The organism is Chloracidobacterium validum (assembly GCF_018304825.1).
GTDB classification, from domain to species: domain Bacteria; phylum Acidobacteriota; class Blastocatellia; order Chloracidobacteriales; family Chloracidobacteriaceae; genus Chloracidobacterium; species Chloracidobacterium validum.
This window is the reverse complement of record NZ_CP072648.1, coordinates 2,332,165-2,351,645: the sequence shown is the minus strand read 5'-3', so window position 1 is coordinate 2,351,645 and position 19,481 is coordinate 2,332,165. Positions and strand designations below refer to the sequence as shown.

Sequence of the window (19,481 nt, the reverse complement as noted above, 5' to 3'; positions counted from 1 at the left end):
AGCTGGATGCGATGACGATGGATAAAACACTTGAAGCCGCTCTGTGGAAGATGATGCAAACGCTGTTCAAAGCCCACCCTTGGCATGGCGTCTCGATTGGAGAGCACGCCCCAGCCCAAGTCACCGCCTATATTGAAATCGTACCAACTGACGCCATCAAATATGAACTCGACAAAACAACCGGGCACCTAAAAGTTGATCGTCCACAGAAGTACTCAAACCACTGCCCGACGTTGTATGGACTGATTCCACAAACGTACTGTGGCGCGCGGGTTGGTGCATTTTGCGCCGAACGGACCGGCCGGCCGGCGCTGGATGGGGATGGCGACCCACTCGACATTTGTGTCCTGACTGAAAAACCAATCCACCACAGTGACATTCTGGTGCAGGCCATCCCAATTGGCGGGTTGCGCATGATTGATGGCAATGAAGCCGACGACAAAATCATTGCCGTGCTGCGCAGCGATGAGGTCTATGGCGAATGGCGTGACATTAGTGAATGTCCCAAAAATCTGGTTGAGCGCCTGCGACACTATTTCTTAACGTACAAGGAAATCCCCGGTGCTGCCGAGCGGCGCACCGAAATTACCCACGTGTATGACGCGGCAGAGGCTCACCGTGTCATTCAGCTCAGCCGTGAAGACTACCTTGCGTCATACGGCCAGTTTGAAACCTTACTCAACCAGGCATTGGCGGCTCCGTCATCTGAAACGCAGGCCATGACTGCCTGAGCAAGCGCGGGGACTGCGGCTGGATGAGTGGTTGTGAGGCAGACTACTGGGTGGTGTAGGCCAGCCTAACGGTTGTTTGCTTGGTTTCCGGGTTGGGGTTGATGGAGAGTGCGACTCCCTCACCTGATTGACGGCGGGGACTCACCGACTGGGCTTCGCCGGAAGCGGTGCGCACGACGGTGAAGCCATTTTCTTTGAGCTGCTTTTCATAGAAGTTGGCAATGGCATCCGGCGTATCGCCGGTCGTCATGATGATTTGCCCGGCAGTCTTTCCCTCGCGTTCGGCCTTCAGGTTGTTGACGACCTCAGCTCCGGCGTAAAGCGCAACCCAAGGCGGTAATCTTCGGCTTTGGCTTCTTTGACGTTCGCTGCGACTTGGACGTGTCGCTGCCGGCCGCCTTTTCTACCAGCCGATTCTACCAGCCGACGGTTCATTGAGGATGTAGAGTGACTCAACGCTTACCAATCGTAACTGAACTACCGGACGCTGGCCGCCACTCGAAACCCAACAGAGTCAAGTTTTAGTTCCGGGTCCAGCTTGTAGCGCACTGCCGACCGACAGGCCGCCACATTGGCAAAGTAGGAACCACCCCGAATGACGCGCCACGTGCCGTTGACCGGCCCGGTGGGATCATCGGATGGCGCTTTCTTATAGTACAGGTCATCGTACCAATCCTGGCACCACTCACGCACATTGCCGTGCATGTCATACAGGCCAAAGGCATTGGGGGCTTTTTGTCCAACTGGGTGCGACTTGCCGCTGGCGTTATCAAAGTACCAAGTGGTGGCGGCCAAGTCACCGGCGTACTTGCCAGATGTCCCGGCTCGACAGGCGTATTCCCACTCTGCTTCGGTTGGCAGGCGATAAAAAAATGGGTCGTCGGCGTCGTTCAAGCGCTGGATGAAAGTTTGAACCTCCCTCCAGGAAACACTGTCCACCGGTAGGTCATCGCCAACAAACTTACTTGGATTATTGCCCATGATCTGTTTCCACTGGGCCTGCGTGATTTCGTACTTGCCAAGGTAAAACGGCTGACTAATCGTAACCCGGTGCGTTGGCTGCTCATCCAGTTCACCGCCAGCCTCACCCATAGTGAATTCGCCGGCCGGGATGAGTACCATCTCGATACCAGCCACACCAGCCATGGTCTTTGGCAGGTTGCTCAGGTCGAGTTGCGCTTTGCTTTTGGCGCGCGGCACGGCACCGGTTGCTCCGCTGCCAGGATTTGCCGCGTCACGGTCACACCCTGAAGTCCACAAACTGCACAGGAGTAGGGCACTCCAGCCAAGGACTAGCCACATCTGATGTGTTGTTCCAGCCAATTTCCTCAACATCGGCTTAATCTCCCCTTTGTCACGACCTACTTAGCCACCACTTTGCCAAGTAGGGTGGCTGACTATTCTGGCTTGGGGGTGAGCGAGCTTCGTTACAGGTTATCGTTTTGAGCTTTTGTTTAAGCTTTTGCTGGTTAGACATTCCATAAAACAGGAGAACCCTTAACACGGTGTTACAGATAACACCTGCTACGGGAAAAAGTCGGAGGTTGGCGATGTAGGGGCCGCTGCCAGTGAGAGCTGGTGTCGTCGAGTAATTTATCTTGACGCTTTTCAAGTTTAGACTTAGTCTAGGAAACCTCAGCTAGCGCCAACGCAAGCCTATCGGTCAATGTGGGCTTGCTGGTTGAGCAACCTGTGTAGCCAGCGTTGCTATGGGTTGGGAGTTTTCTGATTCAGAGTTTAGATGCAAACCAATTCAAGACTTGATCTAGATATGAATGGAAAATCGAACTCAACCCAGGCATGCCGTCCGCACCAAATGCCTTCAACTCACAAAGGGAGGTTATGGCAATGGCCAATCTCAGACGTACTCGACCCTATGGACTTGCCCTGGCAGCCGTTGTTGTTTTGACAATGACCACCTGGGCACAACAGCCGCTCACCCTCAACAACGGTGCGCCCGTTGGTGATAACAAAAACTCGCAAACCGCCGGTGAAAACGGCCCCGTCTTACTCCAAGACATTCACTTGATTGAGAAGCTGGCCGCTTTTGACCGCGAGCGCATCCCAGAACGGGTCGTTCATGCGCGCGGCGCCGGCGCCTACGGCGAATTCGTCAGCTATGGTGACTACTCGGCGCTGACACGCGCGGCATTTCTTAGTCAAAAGGGCAAGAAAACGCCGGTGTTTCTGCGCTTCTCGACGGTCATTCATCCCAGCGGCTCACCAGAAACCCTGCGTGATCCACGGGGATTTGCCGTGAAGTTCTACACCGAAGAAGGGAACTACGACATCGTCGGCAATAACCTGCCGGTGTTTTTCATCCGGGATGCCATGCAATTCCCGGACATGGTGCATTCACTGAAGCCATCCCCCATCACCAACCGGCAAGACCCAAATCGTTTCTTTGAGTTTTTTGCCCACACGCCGGAATCCACCCACATGTTGACGTTTCTTTTTTCGGACTACGGCATCCCGGCCAACTACCGTGAAACCAACGGCTTTGGCGTCCATGCGTTCAAGTGGGTCAATGCGCGTGGCGAGGTCAGGTACGTCAAGTACACCTGGAAGTCACTTCAGGGCGTCCGCAACCTGACCGCAGAAGAAGCGCGGCGCATCCAAGCTGATGAGTTCTCCCATGCCACGGTGGACCTTTACGAAAACATCAAGCGGGGAAACTTCCCGGCGTGGGAGTTGCAAGTTCAGGTGCTTGACCCAAAAGACTTTGACAAGTTTGACTTCAACCCACTGGATGCCACCAAGGTCTGGCCGGAACACCTTGTCCCGGCGATGACGGTTGGCAAAATGACGCTCAACCGCGTGCCGGAAAACTTCTTTGAAGCGTCGGAGCAATCAGCGTTTTCGCCGGGTAACTTGGTTCCGGGCATTGAACCGAGCGAAGACCGCCTGCTGCAGGGCCGGTTGTTTTCATACTTCGACACCCAGCGGCATCGGCTGGGCGCGAACTTCCAGCAGCTTGATGTCAACCGTCCGGTCGTGCGGGTCAACAACTTCAATCAGGACGGCGCACTCAGCGCCCGACGGACGGCGTCGGACACGAACTACCATGCCAGCGACGCCGTTGCGCCTTACCGGGCCAAGGCTGGATACACCAGCACACCGATGCCGTTGGCGGGAACGACCCAACAGCGTACCATCTCAAAGCGGAACGACTTTGCGCAGGCTGGCGACCTCTATCGCTCCTTCAGTGAAGCCGAGCGCGCCAGCTTGATTGCGAATTTGTCTGGCGATCTCAAGCAGGTTCGCAACCGGGACATCCAGATCAAAATGGTGAGCCACTTTTACCGGGCTGACCAGGACTACGGCACGCGCCTTGCCCAAGCCCTTGGGTTGCCGCTGGCGGACGTGAAGGCGGTAGCCCAAACGCTCCAGTAGTCGGGTCGTCATCCGGTGGTGGCAGGTCGCCACTGACCTGCCACCGTTTACGACGGCGCTACTTCAAGTGAGGAGGTTTCGATATGGTGTTCAGACTGGTCAAAACGCGCCGTGGGCAGCCGTCCCTGGCAGGATGCCGCGCCTTGGTCGTCGTCGCTTGCCTATGCTTTGGCCTGTCGGCTCTGGCGCTCGGTCAGCAACCACAACCGCCGACGCTCCTTGATGCCGCGCGCGCGGGCGATGTGCCGGCCGTGGCGGCGTTGCTCGAAGCCGGGGCCGACATCGAGCAAACTGACGCGCGCGGCTCAACTCCGCTCATTCTGGCGGCATACTACGGCCACGCCGACTTGGTCACGTTTCTGCTCAAGCACAAAGCCAACCCCAATGCCGCCGACAAGCTCGGCAATACCGTGCTGATGGCCGCCGGCTTCAAGGGGCATCTTGGCATCGCCCAGGAACTACTGGCACACGGCGCAGAGGTCAATGCCGTCAATGCCAATGATGCTACGGCGCTCATGTTTGCCGCGCTGTTCAATCGGCTGCCCATCGCCGAACTGCTGCTTGAAAAAGGGGCAACGGTCAACCTGGCTGACAAGAACGGACAAACGGCACTCACGTTGGCGCTGGGGCAGGGCCACGACGACATGGTGGCGTTGTTGCGTCGCTATGGCGCGCCATGAAGCGGCCACTTGCCAGAGCGTCCGTCCGTTGCCAGCCACGTCAATTCAGCGTAGAAATAGCCGAGAAAAGAACTGTCGCGGGCAAGGAGCTAACCTATGGCACTCACGCCATCAACCATGCTGGCGCTGGGCACGCCAGCGCCGGATTTTACCCTGACCGATGTCACAACCGGACGCGCCATCTCACTGGCAACATTTGCTGACCGTCCAGTATTGCTGGTGATGTTCATTTGTCGGCACTGCCCATACGTCAAGCATGTCGAAAAAGCACTCACGGCGCTGGCCAATGAATACTTGGCGCGGGGTGTCGGCGTTCTGGCCATCAGTTCAAACGATGCTGCCGCTTACCCGGACGATGCGCCGGAGTCGCTTCGCGCCATGGCGCGGGAGTTGGGCTTCCAATTTCCTTATGGGTATGACGAGTCCCAAGAAGTTGCCAAGGCTTTTCAAGCGGCCTGCACGCCGGATTTCTTCGTCTATGATCGTGCGCGCGCGCTGGTTTACCGTGGGCAGATGGACGATAGCCGTCCCGGCAATGGTGTTCCGGTCACGGGGAGCGATCTTCGGCGCGCATTGGACGCAGCATTGGCCGGCGAACCTCCCCTCGGCGAGCAAAAGCCCAGCATTGGGTGCAACATCAAGTGGCGACCGGGCAATGCGCCCGCGTACGCCTAGCCTGCGCTATGTTTACCGGCATCATCGAAGAGGTCGGCCGTTTAGAACGACTTGACCGGCGCTCAACCGGCGGCGCGCTGACGGTGGGCGCGCAGGTCGTTTTGGAAAACACCAAGCTGGGCGACAGCATCGCCGTCAACGGCGTGTGCCTGACCGTCACGGCACTGACCGCTAGGAGCTTCACGGTAGATGTTTCGGAAGAAACGCTCCGGGTGTCAAACCTGGCCGAACGCAAGACCGGAGATGACGTGAACCTGGAGCGCGCCCTGGCCGTCGGCGCGCGGCTCGGCGGTCATATCGTCCAGGGCCATGTGGATGCCGTCGGTCACTTTCTCGCCCGTCGCCCACTTGGGAATGCCGTCACGATGCGCTTCGGTTTTCCACCGGACATTGGGCGTTACCTGGTTCGCAAGGGCAGCATTGCCGTGGACGGCGTGAGCTTGACAGTGGCGACGCTTGGCGAAGACTGGTTTGAGGTGGCGGTCATTCCCGCCACGCTCAACTGGACGACGCTGCCTAAGCTTAAGCCGGGCGCAGCGGTCAATCTCGAAGCCGATGTGCTGGCTAAGTACGTTGAGCGTCTGTTGCAAGCGCCGTCACCGTCAGCCGCCACGCCGCCGCTCACTGCCGAACGCCTGCGGGCGCTCGGCTATTGACCAGAAGCGGGTGCCACCGGCGCCGCGCCAATCAGTTCGGCGTCCGTCAACTTCAGGCTTGCCTGTGCGTCTGACGACAGCATGGCCACCGTGATATGCGGCTGCCCGATGACATAGCGGCGCAAGTAACGCTGAATGTCAGCGCGTGACGTCTGGCGGAGCGTCGGCAGGTAGCCGCGGAAGTAATCCAGTCCGGTCGAAGCCCACCAGAAGCTCAGCGAATGCACATGCTCGCTCACCTTCTCACGGGAAAATAGGTCGTCGGCTTCGAGCAAGGTCTTGGCAATGGCGAGTTCTTCATCCGTGAAGTAGTCGGGATCGGCAAATCGCGCGACTTCAGCGTGGACGGCTTTGAGCGCTGCCCGCGCTTTTTCCGGCGTGGTCTGTAATGTCAGCGTGATCGGCCCAACGTTGCGCTGGGTGATGTAGATCAAATCCACGCCGGTGGCGAGTCCGCTGTCCACGAGCGCGCGCTGAAAACGGGAATTGGGCTGGCGTAGGATGAATGAAAACACATCAGCCGCGTACGTAGCGGCGTCATCTTTACCAATTGATGGTCCGTGCCAACCAATCTGTACCGTCACACTTTGCACCGGTTGGGTGACGATGACGCCTTCGCTTCTTTCGAGTGGCGGATGTTCAACCGGCGGGTACTTCTTGAACGGGTCGTTGCCGCGCGGCCATTCGCCAAAGTACATCGCCACCAAACGAAAGACTTCTTCAGGTTGTACGTCCCCGGCTACAAGCACCGCAGCATTGTTTGGAAGGTAGTACCGCTGTTGAATAAGCCGCATCTGGTCGGTCGTTGCCGCTGCCACGGTGGCGCGTGTGCCGAGCGGGTTCTTTCGGCTTGGATACTTGGCGAACAACCGCTGGGTCATTTCGGTCGAGAGGTAGTAGTAGGGGTTCGACTCATTGCGGTCAATTTCGCCCAAGACAACTTCCTTTTCACGCGCAAACTCCTCTTCATCGAAGGCCGGGTACAGGGCGGCGTCGCGCATGAAGCGCAGCGCCGTCGGAAGGTTTCGGCTCAGCGTGGTGAAGTAGTAGTTGACCAGTTCGGTTTGCGTCGTGCCGTTGTAAACGATGCCCAGTTCGCCAATCGTCCGCAGGTAGGCTTCCTGATTTTTGACCGCGCGATTCGCCTTGAAAAACATGTGTTCGTAGAGGTGTGACAAGCCATTGAGTTCCGGCGGTTCGGTGTAAGAACCGTTGCGGCAGGCGAGTTCAATCGTCACCAGTGGCACGGCATGATCTTCGTACACGATAACCTCCAAACCGTTGGCCAGCCGCCGGTTGAAGAGTTGCGCGTACTCGCTTGACACCCGCTCGGCCAGCGGTTCGAGGCGTGGCGGCTGCGGCTTCTGAAAAGCTGGGCCGCGCGCGCCGGGTGGCAAGGCCCAACCCGAAGCGGAAAACCAAATCAATAGCCAACCGGCCAACCAGCAGTGACGCATGACAAGAGACCTCAAGTTTGGTGGGACTAACAATGGGACAGGAACGTACAGCCAAGCGAGCTTGGCGGGTGAGTGTCGGCCGCGTCCATACGGCGCGTGGCAGACCGGTTGCAGCGTGGTTTGGCACAACTAAGGCTTTGGATAGATGACCCGAATCGTTCGGACTTCGACCCGCTCGGCCGGCTTGTCCTCCGCGCCCGGCTGAATTGGTGTTTCGGCGATTTTGTCCACGACTTCCAGCCCTTCGACGACGCGCCCAAACGCCGTGTACTTGCCGTCGAGCGACTCCGCCCGCCGCAGGCAGATGAAATAATGCGTTGTCGCGCTGTCCGGGTCCTTGCCATGGGCCATTGACAGGATTCCTTTGTCGTGTGGCGTTTCGTTGAATTCCGCCTTGAGTGGCGACGTATCGAAGCGCAGCTTGCGATTGGGACTATCTGCCGGCCACTTGGCCGGATCACCCCCCTGAATGACGAAATCCTTCACGATACGGTTGAATTCCGTGCCGTCGTAGTAACCTTGTTCTGCCAATCGGAGAAAGTTGCGGACATGATTGGGCGCTCGCTCCGGAAAAAATTCCAGCACGATGTTGCCCGCTGCCGACTCGATGACGGCCCGCGTGGCCTTGAGTTCCTCAATCGAGAGCTGTTCGGCGCGACTCGGTTTTGGCGTGGATGGCTGCGGTTGAGGTGGAACGGCCGGACGCGCCGGCGTCGTCCGGGGTGCTGGACGGCGTTGCTGGGCTGTCAACCGGTCGCCACACACCAACCAACCACTCATAAGCAGTGTCCATACGATTGCCTGCCGCATCATGACAGTCACCTTCCTTGCCGTTCTGCCAGCTCGGCTGACCAAGCCGGTCATGATTCGTTATGGTGTCGGCCAAGTTTGGGACGCGAGCGTTCGTTTTTCAACTAGGCGCGGAACGAGGCTTGCTGCTGGTGGTCAAACGACCCCGACTTGCGCCGACCTGGGGCCGGAGTGGTAGGTTTTCACGCTGAATCTTGCCTACGATCCATCACAACGATGTTTTACCAACTGAGAGAAACTGTTCGCCAAACGGTCAAAGCCTTGGTCGAGCGCCGGTTTGGTCTGGCCTTGGCCGATGTGGCGGTTGAATTCCCACCGAACGTAAGCTTGGGTGACCTTGCCACGCCGGTTGCCTTTGAAGTTGCCAAGCGGCTCAAGGCAGCGACCGGCGAAAAACACGCGCCGCGCGATATTGCCCAGGCGCTGGCGACCGAGCTGGGGTCTGAACTATCCGTGTTTGAGCGCATCGAGGTGGCCGGGGCCGGTTATGTCAACCTCTTTCTCAACCGGGCCGATGCTTTTCTCAACGCACTCGAAGCCCCGGCGGCTCGGCTGGCGCCGCGCTTTGGCGGCAAGCTGATTGTTGAACACACCAGCGTCAATCCAAACAAAGCCGCCCATATCGGGCACCTGCGCAATGCCGTCCTGGGTGACGCTTTGGTGCGCTTGCTGCGCGCAACGGGCGAGACGGTCGAAATCCACAACTACATTGACGACACCGGCGTTCAAGTGGCGGATGTGGTCGTTGGGTTCAAACACATTGAAGGGAAATCGCTAGATGAAGTCGCGGCGATTGACGGCAAATTCGATGACTACTGCTGGGACCTCTACGCCCGCGTCGGCGCGTGGTACGCCGCGGATGAAACGCGATTGCGCCTGCGGGCAGAAACCCTGCACGCCATCGAGCGGCACGAGGGCGAGACGGCGGCGCTTGCCGCACACGTCGCCGAGCGGATTGTCCGCTGTCACTTGATCACGATGGAGCGGTTGGGCATTCAGTACGATGTCTTGCCCTGTGAAAGCGCCGTTTTGCGCCTGGATTTCTGGGCCGATGCGTTTGAACGGCTCCAGTCCTCCGGTGCCATTGTCTATGAAGCCGAAGGTCGCCGCGCCGGATGCTGGGTGATGCGTGCCGAGCAAGGCGCAACCGCCGCGCCGGATGATGAGCATGACGCTGACAAGATTCTTGTCCGCTCGAACGGCACAGTGAATTACACCGGCAAGGACATTGCTTACCATCTGTGGAAGTTGGGCGTTCTCGACCGCGACTTCCATTACCGCGCGTTTTATGGCTACCCGGATGGGCACACCGTATGGATGGGAAGTGCCACCCCACCGGCCGCGCAACCATCGCCGCCGTCGTTTGGGCGGGGCGTGGCTTACTTGAACGTCATTGACGTGGGGCAGAGCTATGCCCAGGAGTTTGTCAAGCGCGGTGTGTTGGCCGTAGCCCCGGACGATGTCCGTGACCGCGTTGCCGCCAGCGCCCATGTCGCCTATGAAAAGGTGGCGCTGACCCCGGCGAGCTGCCTTGAACTTGGCTTCACCCTCTCTGAAGAAGACCGCCGCCGGCCGTTCGTTTCGATGAGCGGACGCAAGGGGCTGGGCGTGAAGGCCGACGAGTTGCTGGATCGCCTGGAAAGCAAAGCCTTGGCCCATGTGCAAGCCAGCCAGCCAGACCTGCCTGAAGCCGAGCAACGGACGATTGCCCACCAAGTTGCCGTCGCTGCGGTTCGGTACTTTCTACTCAAGTTTGCGCGAACGACACTCATTGCCTTTGATTTTGCCGATGCTCTGGCCGAACAGGGGGAAACCGGCGTCTATTTGCTCTACTCACTGGTGCGCATGGCCAGCATCCGCCGCAAGCTGCGCGAGGCTGGGCTGGACTGCCCGGCCCCGGCCGGCATCCTCCGTGACCACCTTCCACGGCTTGCCACTTGGCTTCAAGACGAAGGCAACCGCGCCAACGAGTTTTGGGCGCTGACGGTAACGCTCCTGCGTTATGACACGGTGTTGGATGAAGCGCGCGAATCGCTCGAACCCGCGGTCGTGGCAAAGTACGCTTTTCAGCTCGCGCAAATGTTCAGCACGTTTTACAATCGGCACAACATCCGCCATGAGTCGGACGATGTCCGGCGGACGTTTCTGATTGCGCTGGTGGGGCTGGTGGAAAACCGGCTTCGGGCGTCTTTGGCCGTCCTTGGCATCGAAGCCCCGGAGCGCATGTGACCCCCTTTGCGCCCTGCGTCTCTGTATCTCTGCCATGACAACCTTGCCCCCGCCAACACTGGATGTGCCGCAGTACTGGCTTGCGCCGGTGCCGGATACGTCATCAGGCTACCGTCCGGCGTGGTTCGTGGAATGTAGTCTGAAGTTTCACAGCTTGCGGGCGCGGATCAAGCACACGGATGAGCGACGCTTTCTAGCCTGGGCCGCCCGTGGCGAAGGTCCGCCCGATTGGGAGTCCCCGCCGCTTGATCCGTCTGGCTTGACGGACGCGCAGTTGTGGAAATCCCCGCCGCGTGACTTACCGCACCGAACGCAAGACTACCTGCTCGGTGCGGCTGTGCTGACCCACCACGTCGAAGAGTTGGTGAACTGGCTGTCGCGTCGGGAAAAGCTGCGGTTGTGGTTCAACCAGAACTTCGATGCTTTTTCTGACGTGGGTGAGAGCCGGGAAAGCTTTGTCAATCGGCTGGCGGAGTCGGCGGCGGAGAGCATCGAGGACGAGTTGGCGGCGCTCACGGCGCGGGTCAACCTGAAGCTTTTGCAAGTGCAGGCCGCAGCGGAGCGCAAGGGCCTTGGGCAGAACCTCCCAGAAGCCAAGCTCAATGAGATTCTGACCGACCGGCGGCAGGAGTTTTTCTCTTCGATTACCCGCCTCGAAGCGCTTTTCTCCAGTGGGGAACGGCTGATCGTTGCGGCCGATGACAACCAGCCGCTGAGTGGCGTCATCAGCGATCCCGATCTACACGAGACGCTGCTGCATATCGAAGCCGATGTGCGCCGCCAGTTGAATGCGTTGTGTACGCGCTGCCTGGAATCGGCGGCGGCCTGCGACGCCTTTGAAATCGGTCTGCAACCGAGTCAGATCACGGTTCTGCGCAAAGGCGTACTGTGGCTGCCGGAGCCAGCCTAAAAACACGACCACAAAAAACACAACCACAAGAAAATCTGGCCTTGACGTGGTAACGTGCTGCCAGACCGTCAAAATGTTTTCGCCACTGACGCCCCCCTCTGTGGCGAGCGGTGACTCTCATCAAGCGCTGCTTCCACACACCTAACCCGTTGGGAGATTGCTTCGATGTTTGTCATGTTGCGTCAGACGCGCTGTCTGCTAAGTTGTTATTCCGCTCCGCAAGTGCGCTCATTCGGACTGATGTTGATGTTGGTCGTGGCATCCAGCATCGCCTGTGGCAGCAAAGCGCAGGAGCTTGTTCTTACTGTTGACGGCAAGTCACAGCCTGTTGCCCTCAAATCTGGCTACATTTACCCATCCACAATCGGGCTTTCCAAAAATACGGAAACCAAAAAAGCTTCTTCCTATGCCTTCCATCTGGCCGATTACAACTTGAACCCAGAGCGGGGACAACTATCTCTGCGGGAAGCTCCTACGTCAGACGGCTACCTCGTGGTATTTGAACTGATTGGCAAGGAAAATGAGCCGGCCGGGACCCCCCTTGCCCCCGGTGTTTATCCGATGGCAACCGCTGGCGCAGGTCCTTTCCAGTTTTCTGTGACCCGTGACTATGGCTTGGGATTTCACAGCTATCAGCAATCAAAAAAGACTCTGACGTCCCTCGATTCGGGCAAGATGACGGGATCGGTCAAAATTAGCGCTGTCGCCGGCGAAGATGTTTCCGGTGAAATTGATGTCACCGATGGAAAGAAAAGCATCAAGGGTAGCTTCACGGCTAAAATGATCAAGTTGCCACGATGACACACTACCAGGCCTGATAAGCTTTGGCGGAGGAATGCTCGGCGTTCCTCCCTTTTCACACATTGTTCACACGTTCGCCTGGTACTTGCGCTGCTGTGCCGGTCATCGCTCCCACCGTGGCCTACGACAGCCCCGTAATGTTGCCTTCGGCGTCAATGTCAATCCGCTCGGAAGCCGGAACGGCCGGCAATCCAGGCATGCGTACCAAATCACCGGCAATCGGAATGACAAAACCCGCCCCGGCAGCAATTTCGACTTCCCGAATGGTCAACGTGAAATCCCGTGGGCGTCCCAGTCGGGTCGGATCGTCTGAAAACGACTTTTGAGTTTTGGCTATGCAGATGGGGAGTTGCGTCAGTCCAAGTTCAGCAATCAAGCGGAGGTCAGCGCGTGCCTTGGACAGAAACCGGACATCGCTCGCGCCGTAGATGTGCGTTGCCACGGTTTCGATTTTGCGCTCGATGGGGTCGGTAAGCGCGTAAAGCGGTTGCCAGTGACCGGTTGCGCGCTCAACCGCCGCGACGACCTCGTGAGCCAGCGTTTCCGCGCCCGCGCCGCCGTAGGCCCAGGCCTCCGAAATCGCCGAGGCAGTCCCCATAGCCGTGCAACGCGCCTGAACCCAATCCAGTTCCGCACTGGTGTCACTGGTGAAGCGATTGATTGCCACGACCGGCTCCAGTCCAAACCGGCGAACGTTTTCCAGGTGCTTTTCAAGGTTGTCGAAGCCACGTTCCAGGGCCGCCAGATCAGGCTCATGCAGGGCTTCGAGCGCTGCGCCGCCTTGATATTTCAGCCCCCGAACGGTAGCCACCAGAACGACGACGGCCGGCGCGAGGCCGGATGTCCGGCACTTGATGTGCAGGAACTTTTCCCCACCCAAGTCGAACCCAAAGCCGGCTTCGGTCACGACATAGTCGCTCAGGCGCAAACCCGCCCGCGTGGCGATCACCGAGTTTGTTCCCTGCGCAATGTTGGCAAAGGGTCCAAGGTGAATGATGGCCGGATTGCCTTCGAGCGTCTGCGCCAAGTTTGGCTTGAGCGCGTCCCTGAGCAGCGCCGTCATTGCCCCGTGGACGTTGAAATCGCGCGCATACAGCGGGCGCTTGTCCTGGGTGCGCCCAACGAAAATGCCACCAAGTTTTTCCTTCAAGTGGGCCAGCGAGTCGCACAGGCACATTGCCGCCATGACTTCCGAGGCGGCGGTAATGTCGAAGCCGGATTCGCGGGGAAGCCCATTGGTGCGTCCACCCAGACCAACGACAATCTGCCGCAGGGCGCGGTCATTGACATCGAGGACGCGCTTCCAGCGAACACTCGTCAAGTCGAGGCCGTGGGTGGATTTTCGCTGGTGGAGGTCGTTGTCCACAACCGCCGCCAGCAGGTTGTGCGCTGCCGTCACGGCCGCGAAATCGCCTGTGAAGTGCAAGTTGATGAAGTCCATTGGGGCGACTTGCGCGCGCCCGCCACCTGTCGCGCCGCCCTTCAGCCCAAAAACTGGCCCAAGGGATGGTTCGCGCAGAACCGCGACGGCACGGCGACCAATCCGGTTGAGTGCATCCGTCAGCCCAATCGTGGCGGTGGTCTTGCCCTCGCCAGCCGGGGTTGGCGTCATTGCCGAAACCAGGATGAGCTTGCCGCGGCGGGGGGCATCGGGAGCGCTCAACCACAGCGGCAGTTTCGCCGCGTAGCGACCGTAGGGTTCAATCTCGTCGGGCGACACGCCAAGGCGTTCCGCCACGTCCACGATGGGAGACAGTTTTACCGAGCGGGCAATTGTCAGGTCAGACATACTGAAAACATCGGGAAACAAGGATTCAAAAAACAGTGCAACGTTCTCATAGCTGGCGCTCCGAGCAAAACTAGAGCCGGGATAATTTGGCGGTCTATTCCTCCGATGACCGTCGCCCCAAGCGCCGCAGCCGGGCGCGGATGTCCACCGGGGCCAGGCCCAGGATGACTGCCGCGGCAAGGTAGGTCGTTCCATAGAGTGCCAGTCCGCCTAGGTCTGCCAGCCAGGAAGGAAAGACGCTGCGCATCGGCCCCAGTCCGGCCCAGGCACCGGCAGCGGCCAACAGTGCACAGAGCCAGAGTCCGGCAGATTCAAGGTGGTGGGAAGCCAGTTGCCCGATCTCGGCCTGTAGCGCCCGGCGCAGGAAGAAAAACTCAACCCAGGCGGCGACCCCCGACGCCGCGGCCAAACCGGCCACGCCCCACATTGGCGGCCAGCCTAACCACGTCGGGACGTAAAGCGCTGCCAGCGCGCCACCGCCGGCCGCCAGCCCAACCCGGAGCAGCGCATAACGCAGCGGCGTCCGGGTATCGCCCAGCGCGTAGAATCCCGAAGCATAGAGTCGCGCCTGCGTCGCAGCCCGCAGCCCAATCGTCGCGGCGGCCAGCGTGAGCCAGACGGCGGTTGCCGCCCGGTCATCGAAGCGGCCGCCCCGGTACAAAACACCGACGATACTCCCGCCCAGCGCCACAAACGCCACGCTCGACGGGATGACGAAAAAGGACATCTGGCCGATGGCGCGGGTGAGCCGGTCGCGCATCTGGGCGGCAACGGTTTCGCGCGCGCCGGTGGCGCTGGCCAGCGCCGGAAGCTCCGCGGCCGAAATGGCGATACCAAACAGGCTGACCGGGAGCATGTAAACATCCTGCGCGTAGCCCAATACGCCAACCGCGCTTGGAGAAACCAAGCTGGCCAGGAGGTTGTCCAGGTAACTGCTGATTTGCGCTACCCCGCGACTGACCAGTGCCGGGAAGAAGTTGCGGATGACTTCGCGGGTTGGAGCGCCATCAACGCGCCAGCTCAGGCGCAACGGTGACGCGACACGCCAAACCGTCGGCAGTTGAATGCCAAACATCACCAGACTACCAACGACCGCGCCCCAAGTCGTCCAGACGACGAGTCGGTCGAGCGGTTGTCCGCCAAAGACGAGCAGCGTGACGACCACGACTGCGTTGAGCGCCACCGGCGCGGCATATGGCAACAAAAAGCGCCGGTGGCTGTTGAGGATGCCCAGACACCAGGCCGAAAGCACCAGAATCCCGATGCCGGGGAAGAAAATCCGCACCAACCGGACTGTCAGCACGTAGTGTTCGCCGGTGAACCCCGGCGCAATCACGCGCGTCAGCCAGGGCGCAAGTCCAATCCCAACCGCAACCAGGACGGAGACCGCCAGGCTGAGCAACCCGAAGATGGCCCCGGCCAGGCGTCCGGCATCGTCCGCGCGTCCTTCGGCCAGCAGCCGCGCGTAAGCCGGAATGAAGGATGCCGACAGCGCGCCTTCGCCGAGCAGGTTTTGCAGGACGTTCGGAATCCGCTGCGCCGCGCGATAAACCCCGGCAATCTCTGAGTCGCCGAAGTAATAGGCGAAAACCTTATTGCGGATCAGCCCCGACAGGCGGCTGGCGAGAATGCCCAGTCCAACGAGCAGGGACGCCGGAAGCTTGGGGAGCATCGGCATGCGTGGACGTTCCTCGGTTAGAGTGCCGCCAGCTCGGCTTCGAGCTTCTGCCGCTCGTAAAGCGCGGCATAGCGTCCGCCAAGGGCAAGCAGTTGGGCATGGGTTCCCTGCTCGACAATCCGCCCATCTTCGAGAAACACGATGTGATCGGCATCTTTGACGGTCGAAATCCGGTGCGCGATGAGGATGGTTGTCCGTCCACGCATGACCTGCCGCAGGTGTTCCAGGATACGGGCTTCGGTATCGGTATCCACTGCCGACAGCGCATCGTCCAGGATGAGGATCCGCGGATCGCGCAGCAGCGCCCGGGCCAGTGCCGCACGTTGTTTCTGGCCGCCGGAAAGCGTGATGCCACGTTCTCCGACGATGGTTTCAAAGCCCTTGGGAAACTGTTCGACATCCTGCCGCAGCCCGGCCTGTTCGGCCACCCGCGCGATGGCTTCCGGCGTGGCGGTTTCGACCCCAAACGCAATGTTGGCCGCAATGGTATCGCTAAACAGAAAGCTTTCCTGCTGGGCATAGCCAATTGCCGACCGAAGTTGCTGGAGGGGATAGTCCTGGATGGGACGGCCATCAATGAAGAGCGTTCCAGGGGGGGCGTCGAGCAGTCGCGGGATGAGGTTGGCCAGGGTGCTTTTTCCGGCCCCGGTCGGCCCGATGATGGCCAGCGTCGTGCCGCACGGAATCCGAAGCGAAACATCCCGCAGCACCGGTGATGACGCGGCGCTGCCTGCGCCAGCGTAGGCAAAGGTGAGATGGCGAAACTCGATGTCACCTGCAATCGGCGGCAGCGTGGGGAGGTGCGCCGGGTCGGCAATGGCCGGGGATTCGTCAAGGATGGCCGAGAGCCGCCCCATGCTGGCCAGCCCACGCTGCGTCAAGTTGACGACCCACCCCAGGGCAATCATCGGCCAGACCAGCATGGTCAAGTAGAGGTTGAATTCCACGAACTGCCCGAGCGTCAGCTCGCCACGCAGCACGAGCCGGCCGCCATACCACAGGACAATGGCCGGGCCGAGGCCAAACAGAATGTCGAGCACCGGACGAAACAACGCCGACAAGCGCACCAGCCGCAGGTTGCGCCGAACGAACTCCCGGTTCATCGCATCAAAGGCGGCTTCTTCAGCCGCTTCCTGGGCAAAGGCGCGCACGACGCGCACGCCAGAAAAGTTCTCCTGCGCCTTGGCCGTGACCAGCCCAAAGTATGCCTGAATCTCCTCCGAACGCTCGTGAATGCGCGCGCCGAAATACTTCGTGGCCGCCGCCGCCAGTGGCAAGGTGATGAGCGCAAACGCCGTGAGCGTTGCATTGACGGCCACCATGGCCGGCAGAACCAGCGCGACGGTGAACAGCGTGTTGAGTCCGTAGAGCACCGCCGGCCCGATCAGCATGCGCACCGCGCCGATGTCGTTCGTGGCGCGTGACATCAGATCGCCGATCCGTTGTCGGTGGAAGAAGGCCGGCGGCTGCCGTTGCAGGTGGGCGTAAAAAGCGTTGCGGAGGTCGTATTCGATGTCGCGTGAGCGATTGATGAGAATGCGCCGTTGCCAAAACAAAAACAGCCCGCGAACGGCCGCGATGCCAATCACGAGTAACGCATAGCGGGCTACCTTCTGCTGCGTGACGCCGGTTCGGAGGTCGTCCACGGCCGTCCGAATGACCTGCGGCGACAGCAGGTTCACGTAGGCGCTGGCCAGAATGAGCAGTCCGCCAAGCAAAAAGCTCGTCCAGTAGGGCGCACAGAAGCCCAGCAAGCGTTGCCAAGGCGTTGGTAGGGGTTGGACGGTTGGGCTGGTGGTTTGGGAGTCCGGCCGCGACGACACGAGGGCCGTCGTTTGGGTGGAAGCAGTCATGGACAGGTGCGGTGAAGTCGCCCAAAGGTAGCGCCGACTTGGTAAGCCAGCGCGAAAGGGTGTTTATAGCCGAGAACGGTTCCCGTGACACGCGACTGTCGCCAGTCAGGGTGGTGGATGCGCTTCATGGGTGAAGCGGTTCAAAGCGGCCGCGCTCCCGGTTTTTGCGCACGTTGTGCCAGTCAAAAACCGTGCCGTTCATCGCAACGTAAACGCCGGGCGGTAGGACCCGGGCGGATGCCAACGCAAAGCCAAGGTTGAACAGGGCGTCCGAGCCGCCAAACGAGTACGGAATCATCGCGCCGACGAACACCACCGTCTTGTCGGTCACGTGGTTGGCCAGGTCATGGGCGGTTTCGGTCATGGTATCCGTGCCATGCGTGATGAGGAGGCGGGTTTCAGGCGACCGCTGCGCGGCGGCGCGAATGGCCGCGCGGTCGGCCTCGGTCATATCGAGGCTATCCTTGAGCATCACCGGCTCGATTGTGATGTTCACCAGATAGCATCGCGCCTGGTCGAGCATGTCGAACAGGTGCGTCCTGGAAAAGACCAGATTGCCGGTTCGCTCGTCATAGACCTTGTCGAGCGTGCCACCGGTCAAAAGGATACGAACTGGCGAAGAGGTCGGCGACATAAGCAACCACCAGGCAGCGGCTTTGCGGAACAACCGGCGCGCGGCAGCTTACGCCTGGGTCGCCCGTTGGTAAATCAGGCGCAAGCCTTCCAGCGTGAGGTTTTCATCAATCTCAGTAATCAGCGGCGATCCCTTGCCGATGAGCCGGGACAGTCCGCCGGTGGCGATGACCGCCTGCAAGTTGCCCATCTCGGACTGCATGCGCTGGAGGATACCTTCTACGAGACCGATATAACCGAAATAGAGTCCAGATTGAATGCTACCAATCGTCGAGCGACCGACAACCTGTGCCGGATGGGCGATGCTCACCCTGGGCAGGCGCGCCGCTCGCTGGAACAACGCCTCAGCAGAAATAACAATCCCCGGCGCGATGACGCCACCCAAGTACGCCCCATCTTCGGAAATGGCGTCAAAGGTCGTTGCCGTTCCGAAGTCCACCACGACGCATGGCCCGCCGTAGCGCGCGTAGGCCGCGACCGCGTTCACGATCCGGTCTGCGCCGACATCCTGCGGCGCGTCATAGCGAATCGGCATCCCAACGTTTTCGGTCGGTTTGACAAAAAACGGCTCGCGTCCAAAGTAGGTCTGGGCCATGCGGAAAAAGGTGAAGTTCAGCGGTGGCACAACCGAAGCGATGGCAATGCCCTCGATGTCACGCGGGTCGAGTTGCGAGAACGTAAACAGGTTGCGACACAAGATGCCGTACTCATCCACGGTGCGTTCCCGTTCCGTGGTAAGCCGCCAGTGCGCAACCAAGTTGCTGCCGGCATAGACCCCCAGCGTCGTATTCGTGTTGCCAACATCAATCACAAGGAGCATGGAGCAGAACCAACCACGCGGCGCGAAAGCCGCCGCGGCACAGGAGAAGGCGGTCGTCGCCAACCACCACCGCCGTCGTGGCGCGTCGTTTGAACCTGCATAGACAGGTGGGCAACCTAGCGTCGCGCCGTAGCTCAGCGCACATAGCACCGGGCGCGGGCGCGAGTTCGCCGCGGCTTCCCGTTCAAACGGCATCGGCCCAAACACTTGCGCCCAGCACGCGCGGCATAGAACGGACGACGACCACCTGCGACAATAGGCGAAGGCAGCGTGCCGGGCAAGGTATGTCTGGCAAGTCAACGGGTGGGTTGTGAATGGATGGTGGCATGGTGCGCCTGTTATGAATACTTACTAAGCCTGCGAGCC

At 60.0% G+C, this 19,481-nt stretch carries 18 protein-coding genes; 8 read left to right on the top strand and 10 right to left on the bottom strand.

Going from position 1 to position 19,481, the window contains the following annotated elements:
- Positions 1 to 17 precede the first annotated feature (17 nt).
- Positions 18 to 731, top strand: a complete 714-nt coding sequence (locus tag J8C06_RS09860; protein ID WP_211428529.1) for an inorganic pyrophosphatase — start codon at positions 18 to 20, stop codon at positions 729 to 731.
- A gap of 43 nt (positions 732 to 774) precedes the next feature.
- Here the strand turns inward: J8C06_RS09860 and J8C06_RS09855 are convergent, their stop codons facing one another.
- Positions 775 to 981 (bottom strand): hypothetical protein, encoded by a 207-nt coding sequence (locus J8C06_RS09855; RefSeq protein WP_211428528.1) that lies wholly within the window; start codon positions 979 to 981, stop codon positions 775 to 777.
- Between the two features lie 227 nt (positions 982 to 1,208).
- Positions 1,209 to 1,931, bottom strand: coding sequence for a formylglycine-generating enzyme family protein (locus tag J8C06_RS09850; protein WP_211428527.1), 723 nt, complete (start codon positions 1,929 to 1,931; stop codon positions 1,209 to 1,211).
- Positions 1,932 to 2,579: 648 nt separating this feature from the next.
- On the opposite strand from J8C06_RS09850, the gene J8C06_RS09845 reads away from it, so the two are divergent.
- From J8C06_RS09845 to J8C06_RS09830, 4 genes are all read left to right on the top strand, one after another.
- Positions 2,580 to 4,124: a catalase gene (locus J8C06_RS09845; RefSeq protein ID WP_211428526.1), complete on the top strand. Its 1,545-nt coding sequence runs from the start codon at positions 2,580 to 2,582 to the stop codon at positions 4,122 to 4,124.
- A gap of 83 nt (positions 4,125 to 4,207) precedes the next feature.
- Positions 4,208 to 4,804, top strand: a complete 597-nt coding sequence (locus J8C06_RS09840; RefSeq protein ID WP_211428525.1) for an ankyrin repeat domain-containing protein — start codon at positions 4,208 to 4,210, stop codon at positions 4,802 to 4,804.
- A 96-nt stretch (positions 4,805 to 4,900) separates the two neighbouring features.
- Positions 4,901 to 5,479 carry a thioredoxin family protein gene (locus J8C06_RS09835; RefSeq protein ID WP_211428524.1) on the top strand — a complete coding sequence of 193 codons (579 nt, stop codon included), beginning with the start codon at positions 4,901 to 4,903 and terminating at the stop codon, positions 5,477 to 5,479.
- A gap of 8 nt (positions 5,480 to 5,487) precedes the next feature.
- Positions 5,488 to 6,135: a riboflavin synthase gene (locus tag J8C06_RS09830; protein ID WP_211428523.1), complete on the top strand. Its 648-nt coding sequence runs from the start codon at positions 5,488 to 5,490 to the stop codon at positions 6,133 to 6,135.
- Here the strand turns inward: J8C06_RS09830 and J8C06_RS09825 are convergent.
- Together J8C06_RS09825 and J8C06_RS09820 are read right to left on the bottom strand one after the other, a co-directional pair.
- A complete protein-coding gene (locus J8C06_RS09825; protein ID WP_211428522.1) occupies positions 6,129 to 7,592 on the bottom strand; it encodes a M16 family metallopeptidase in 1,464 nt (487 codons plus the stop codon). The genes J8C06_RS09830 and J8C06_RS09825 overlap by 7 nt on opposite strands.
- A 129-nt stretch (positions 7,593 to 7,721) precedes the next feature.
- On the bottom strand, positions 7,722 to 8,405 hold the full coding sequence (locus J8C06_RS09820) for a peptidylprolyl isomerase (protein WP_211428521.1): 684 nt from the start codon (positions 8,403 to 8,405) through the stop codon (positions 7,722 to 7,724).
- 213 nt (positions 8,406 to 8,618) lie between these two features.
- Between J8C06_RS09820 and J8C06_RS09815 the strand changes: the two genes are divergently transcribed.
- The 3 genes from J8C06_RS09815 to J8C06_RS09805 all read left to right on the top strand — a co-directional run bounded on the left by J8C06_RS09815 (position 8,619) and on the right by J8C06_RS09805 (position 12,342).
- A complete protein-coding gene (locus J8C06_RS09815) occupies positions 8,619 to 10,631 on the top strand; it encodes an arginine--tRNA ligase (RefSeq protein ID WP_211428520.1) in 2,013 nt (670 codons plus the stop codon).
- A 34-nt stretch (positions 10,632 to 10,665) separates the two neighbouring features.
- On the top strand, positions 10,666 to 11,541 hold the full coding sequence (locus tag J8C06_RS09810) for a hypothetical protein (protein ID WP_211428519.1): 876 nt from the start codon (positions 10,666 to 10,668) through the stop codon (positions 11,539 to 11,541).
- 165 nt (positions 11,542 to 11,706) lie between these two features.
- Positions 11,707 to 12,342, top strand: a complete 636-nt coding sequence (locus J8C06_RS09805) for a hypothetical protein (protein ID WP_211428518.1) — start codon at positions 11,707 to 11,709, stop codon at positions 12,340 to 12,342.
- Between the two features lie 121 nt (positions 12,343 to 12,463).
- Here J8C06_RS09805 and J8C06_RS09800 read toward each other — a convergent pair whose 3' ends face one another.
- The 6 genes from J8C06_RS09800 to J8C06_RS09780 all read right to left on the bottom strand — a co-directional run bounded on the left by J8C06_RS09800 (position 12,464) and on the right by J8C06_RS09780 (position 19,310).
- Positions 12,464 to 14,131 carry a formate--tetrahydrofolate ligase gene (locus J8C06_RS09800; protein WP_211428517.1) on the bottom strand — a complete coding sequence of 556 codons (1,668 nt, stop codon included), beginning with the start codon at positions 14,129 to 14,131 and terminating at the stop codon, positions 12,464 to 12,466.
- A 94-nt stretch (positions 14,132 to 14,225) separates the two neighbouring features.
- Positions 14,226 to 15,809 (bottom strand): murein biosynthesis integral membrane protein MurJ, encoded by a 1,584-nt coding sequence (gene murJ, locus J8C06_RS09795; RefSeq protein ID WP_211428516.1) that lies wholly within the window; start codon positions 15,807 to 15,809, stop codon positions 14,226 to 14,228.
- A gap of 17 nt (positions 15,810 to 15,826) precedes the next feature.
- Entirely contained in the window at positions 15,827 to 17,662 is a 1,836-nt protein-coding gene (locus J8C06_RS09790; RefSeq protein WP_211428515.1) for an ABC transporter ATP-binding protein, read from the bottom strand.
- Positions 17,659 to 17,790: a hypothetical protein gene (locus J8C06_RS15310; protein WP_281423820.1), complete on the bottom strand. Its 132-nt coding sequence runs from the start codon at positions 17,788 to 17,790 to the stop codon at positions 17,659 to 17,661. The genes J8C06_RS09790 and J8C06_RS15310 overlap by 4 nt, the downstream gene beginning before the upstream one ends.
- Entirely contained in the window at positions 17,787 to 18,296 is a 510-nt protein-coding gene (locus J8C06_RS09785; protein ID WP_211428514.1) for an asparaginase domain-containing protein, read from the bottom strand. Before J8C06_RS09785 ends, J8C06_RS15310 begins: the two co-directional genes overlap by 4 nt.
- A gap of 48 nt (positions 18,297 to 18,344) precedes the next feature.
- Entirely contained in the window at positions 18,345 to 19,310 is a 966-nt protein-coding gene (locus tag J8C06_RS09780; RefSeq protein WP_455423698.1) for a type III pantothenate kinase, read from the bottom strand.
- Positions 19,311 to 19,481 lie beyond the last annotated feature (171 nt).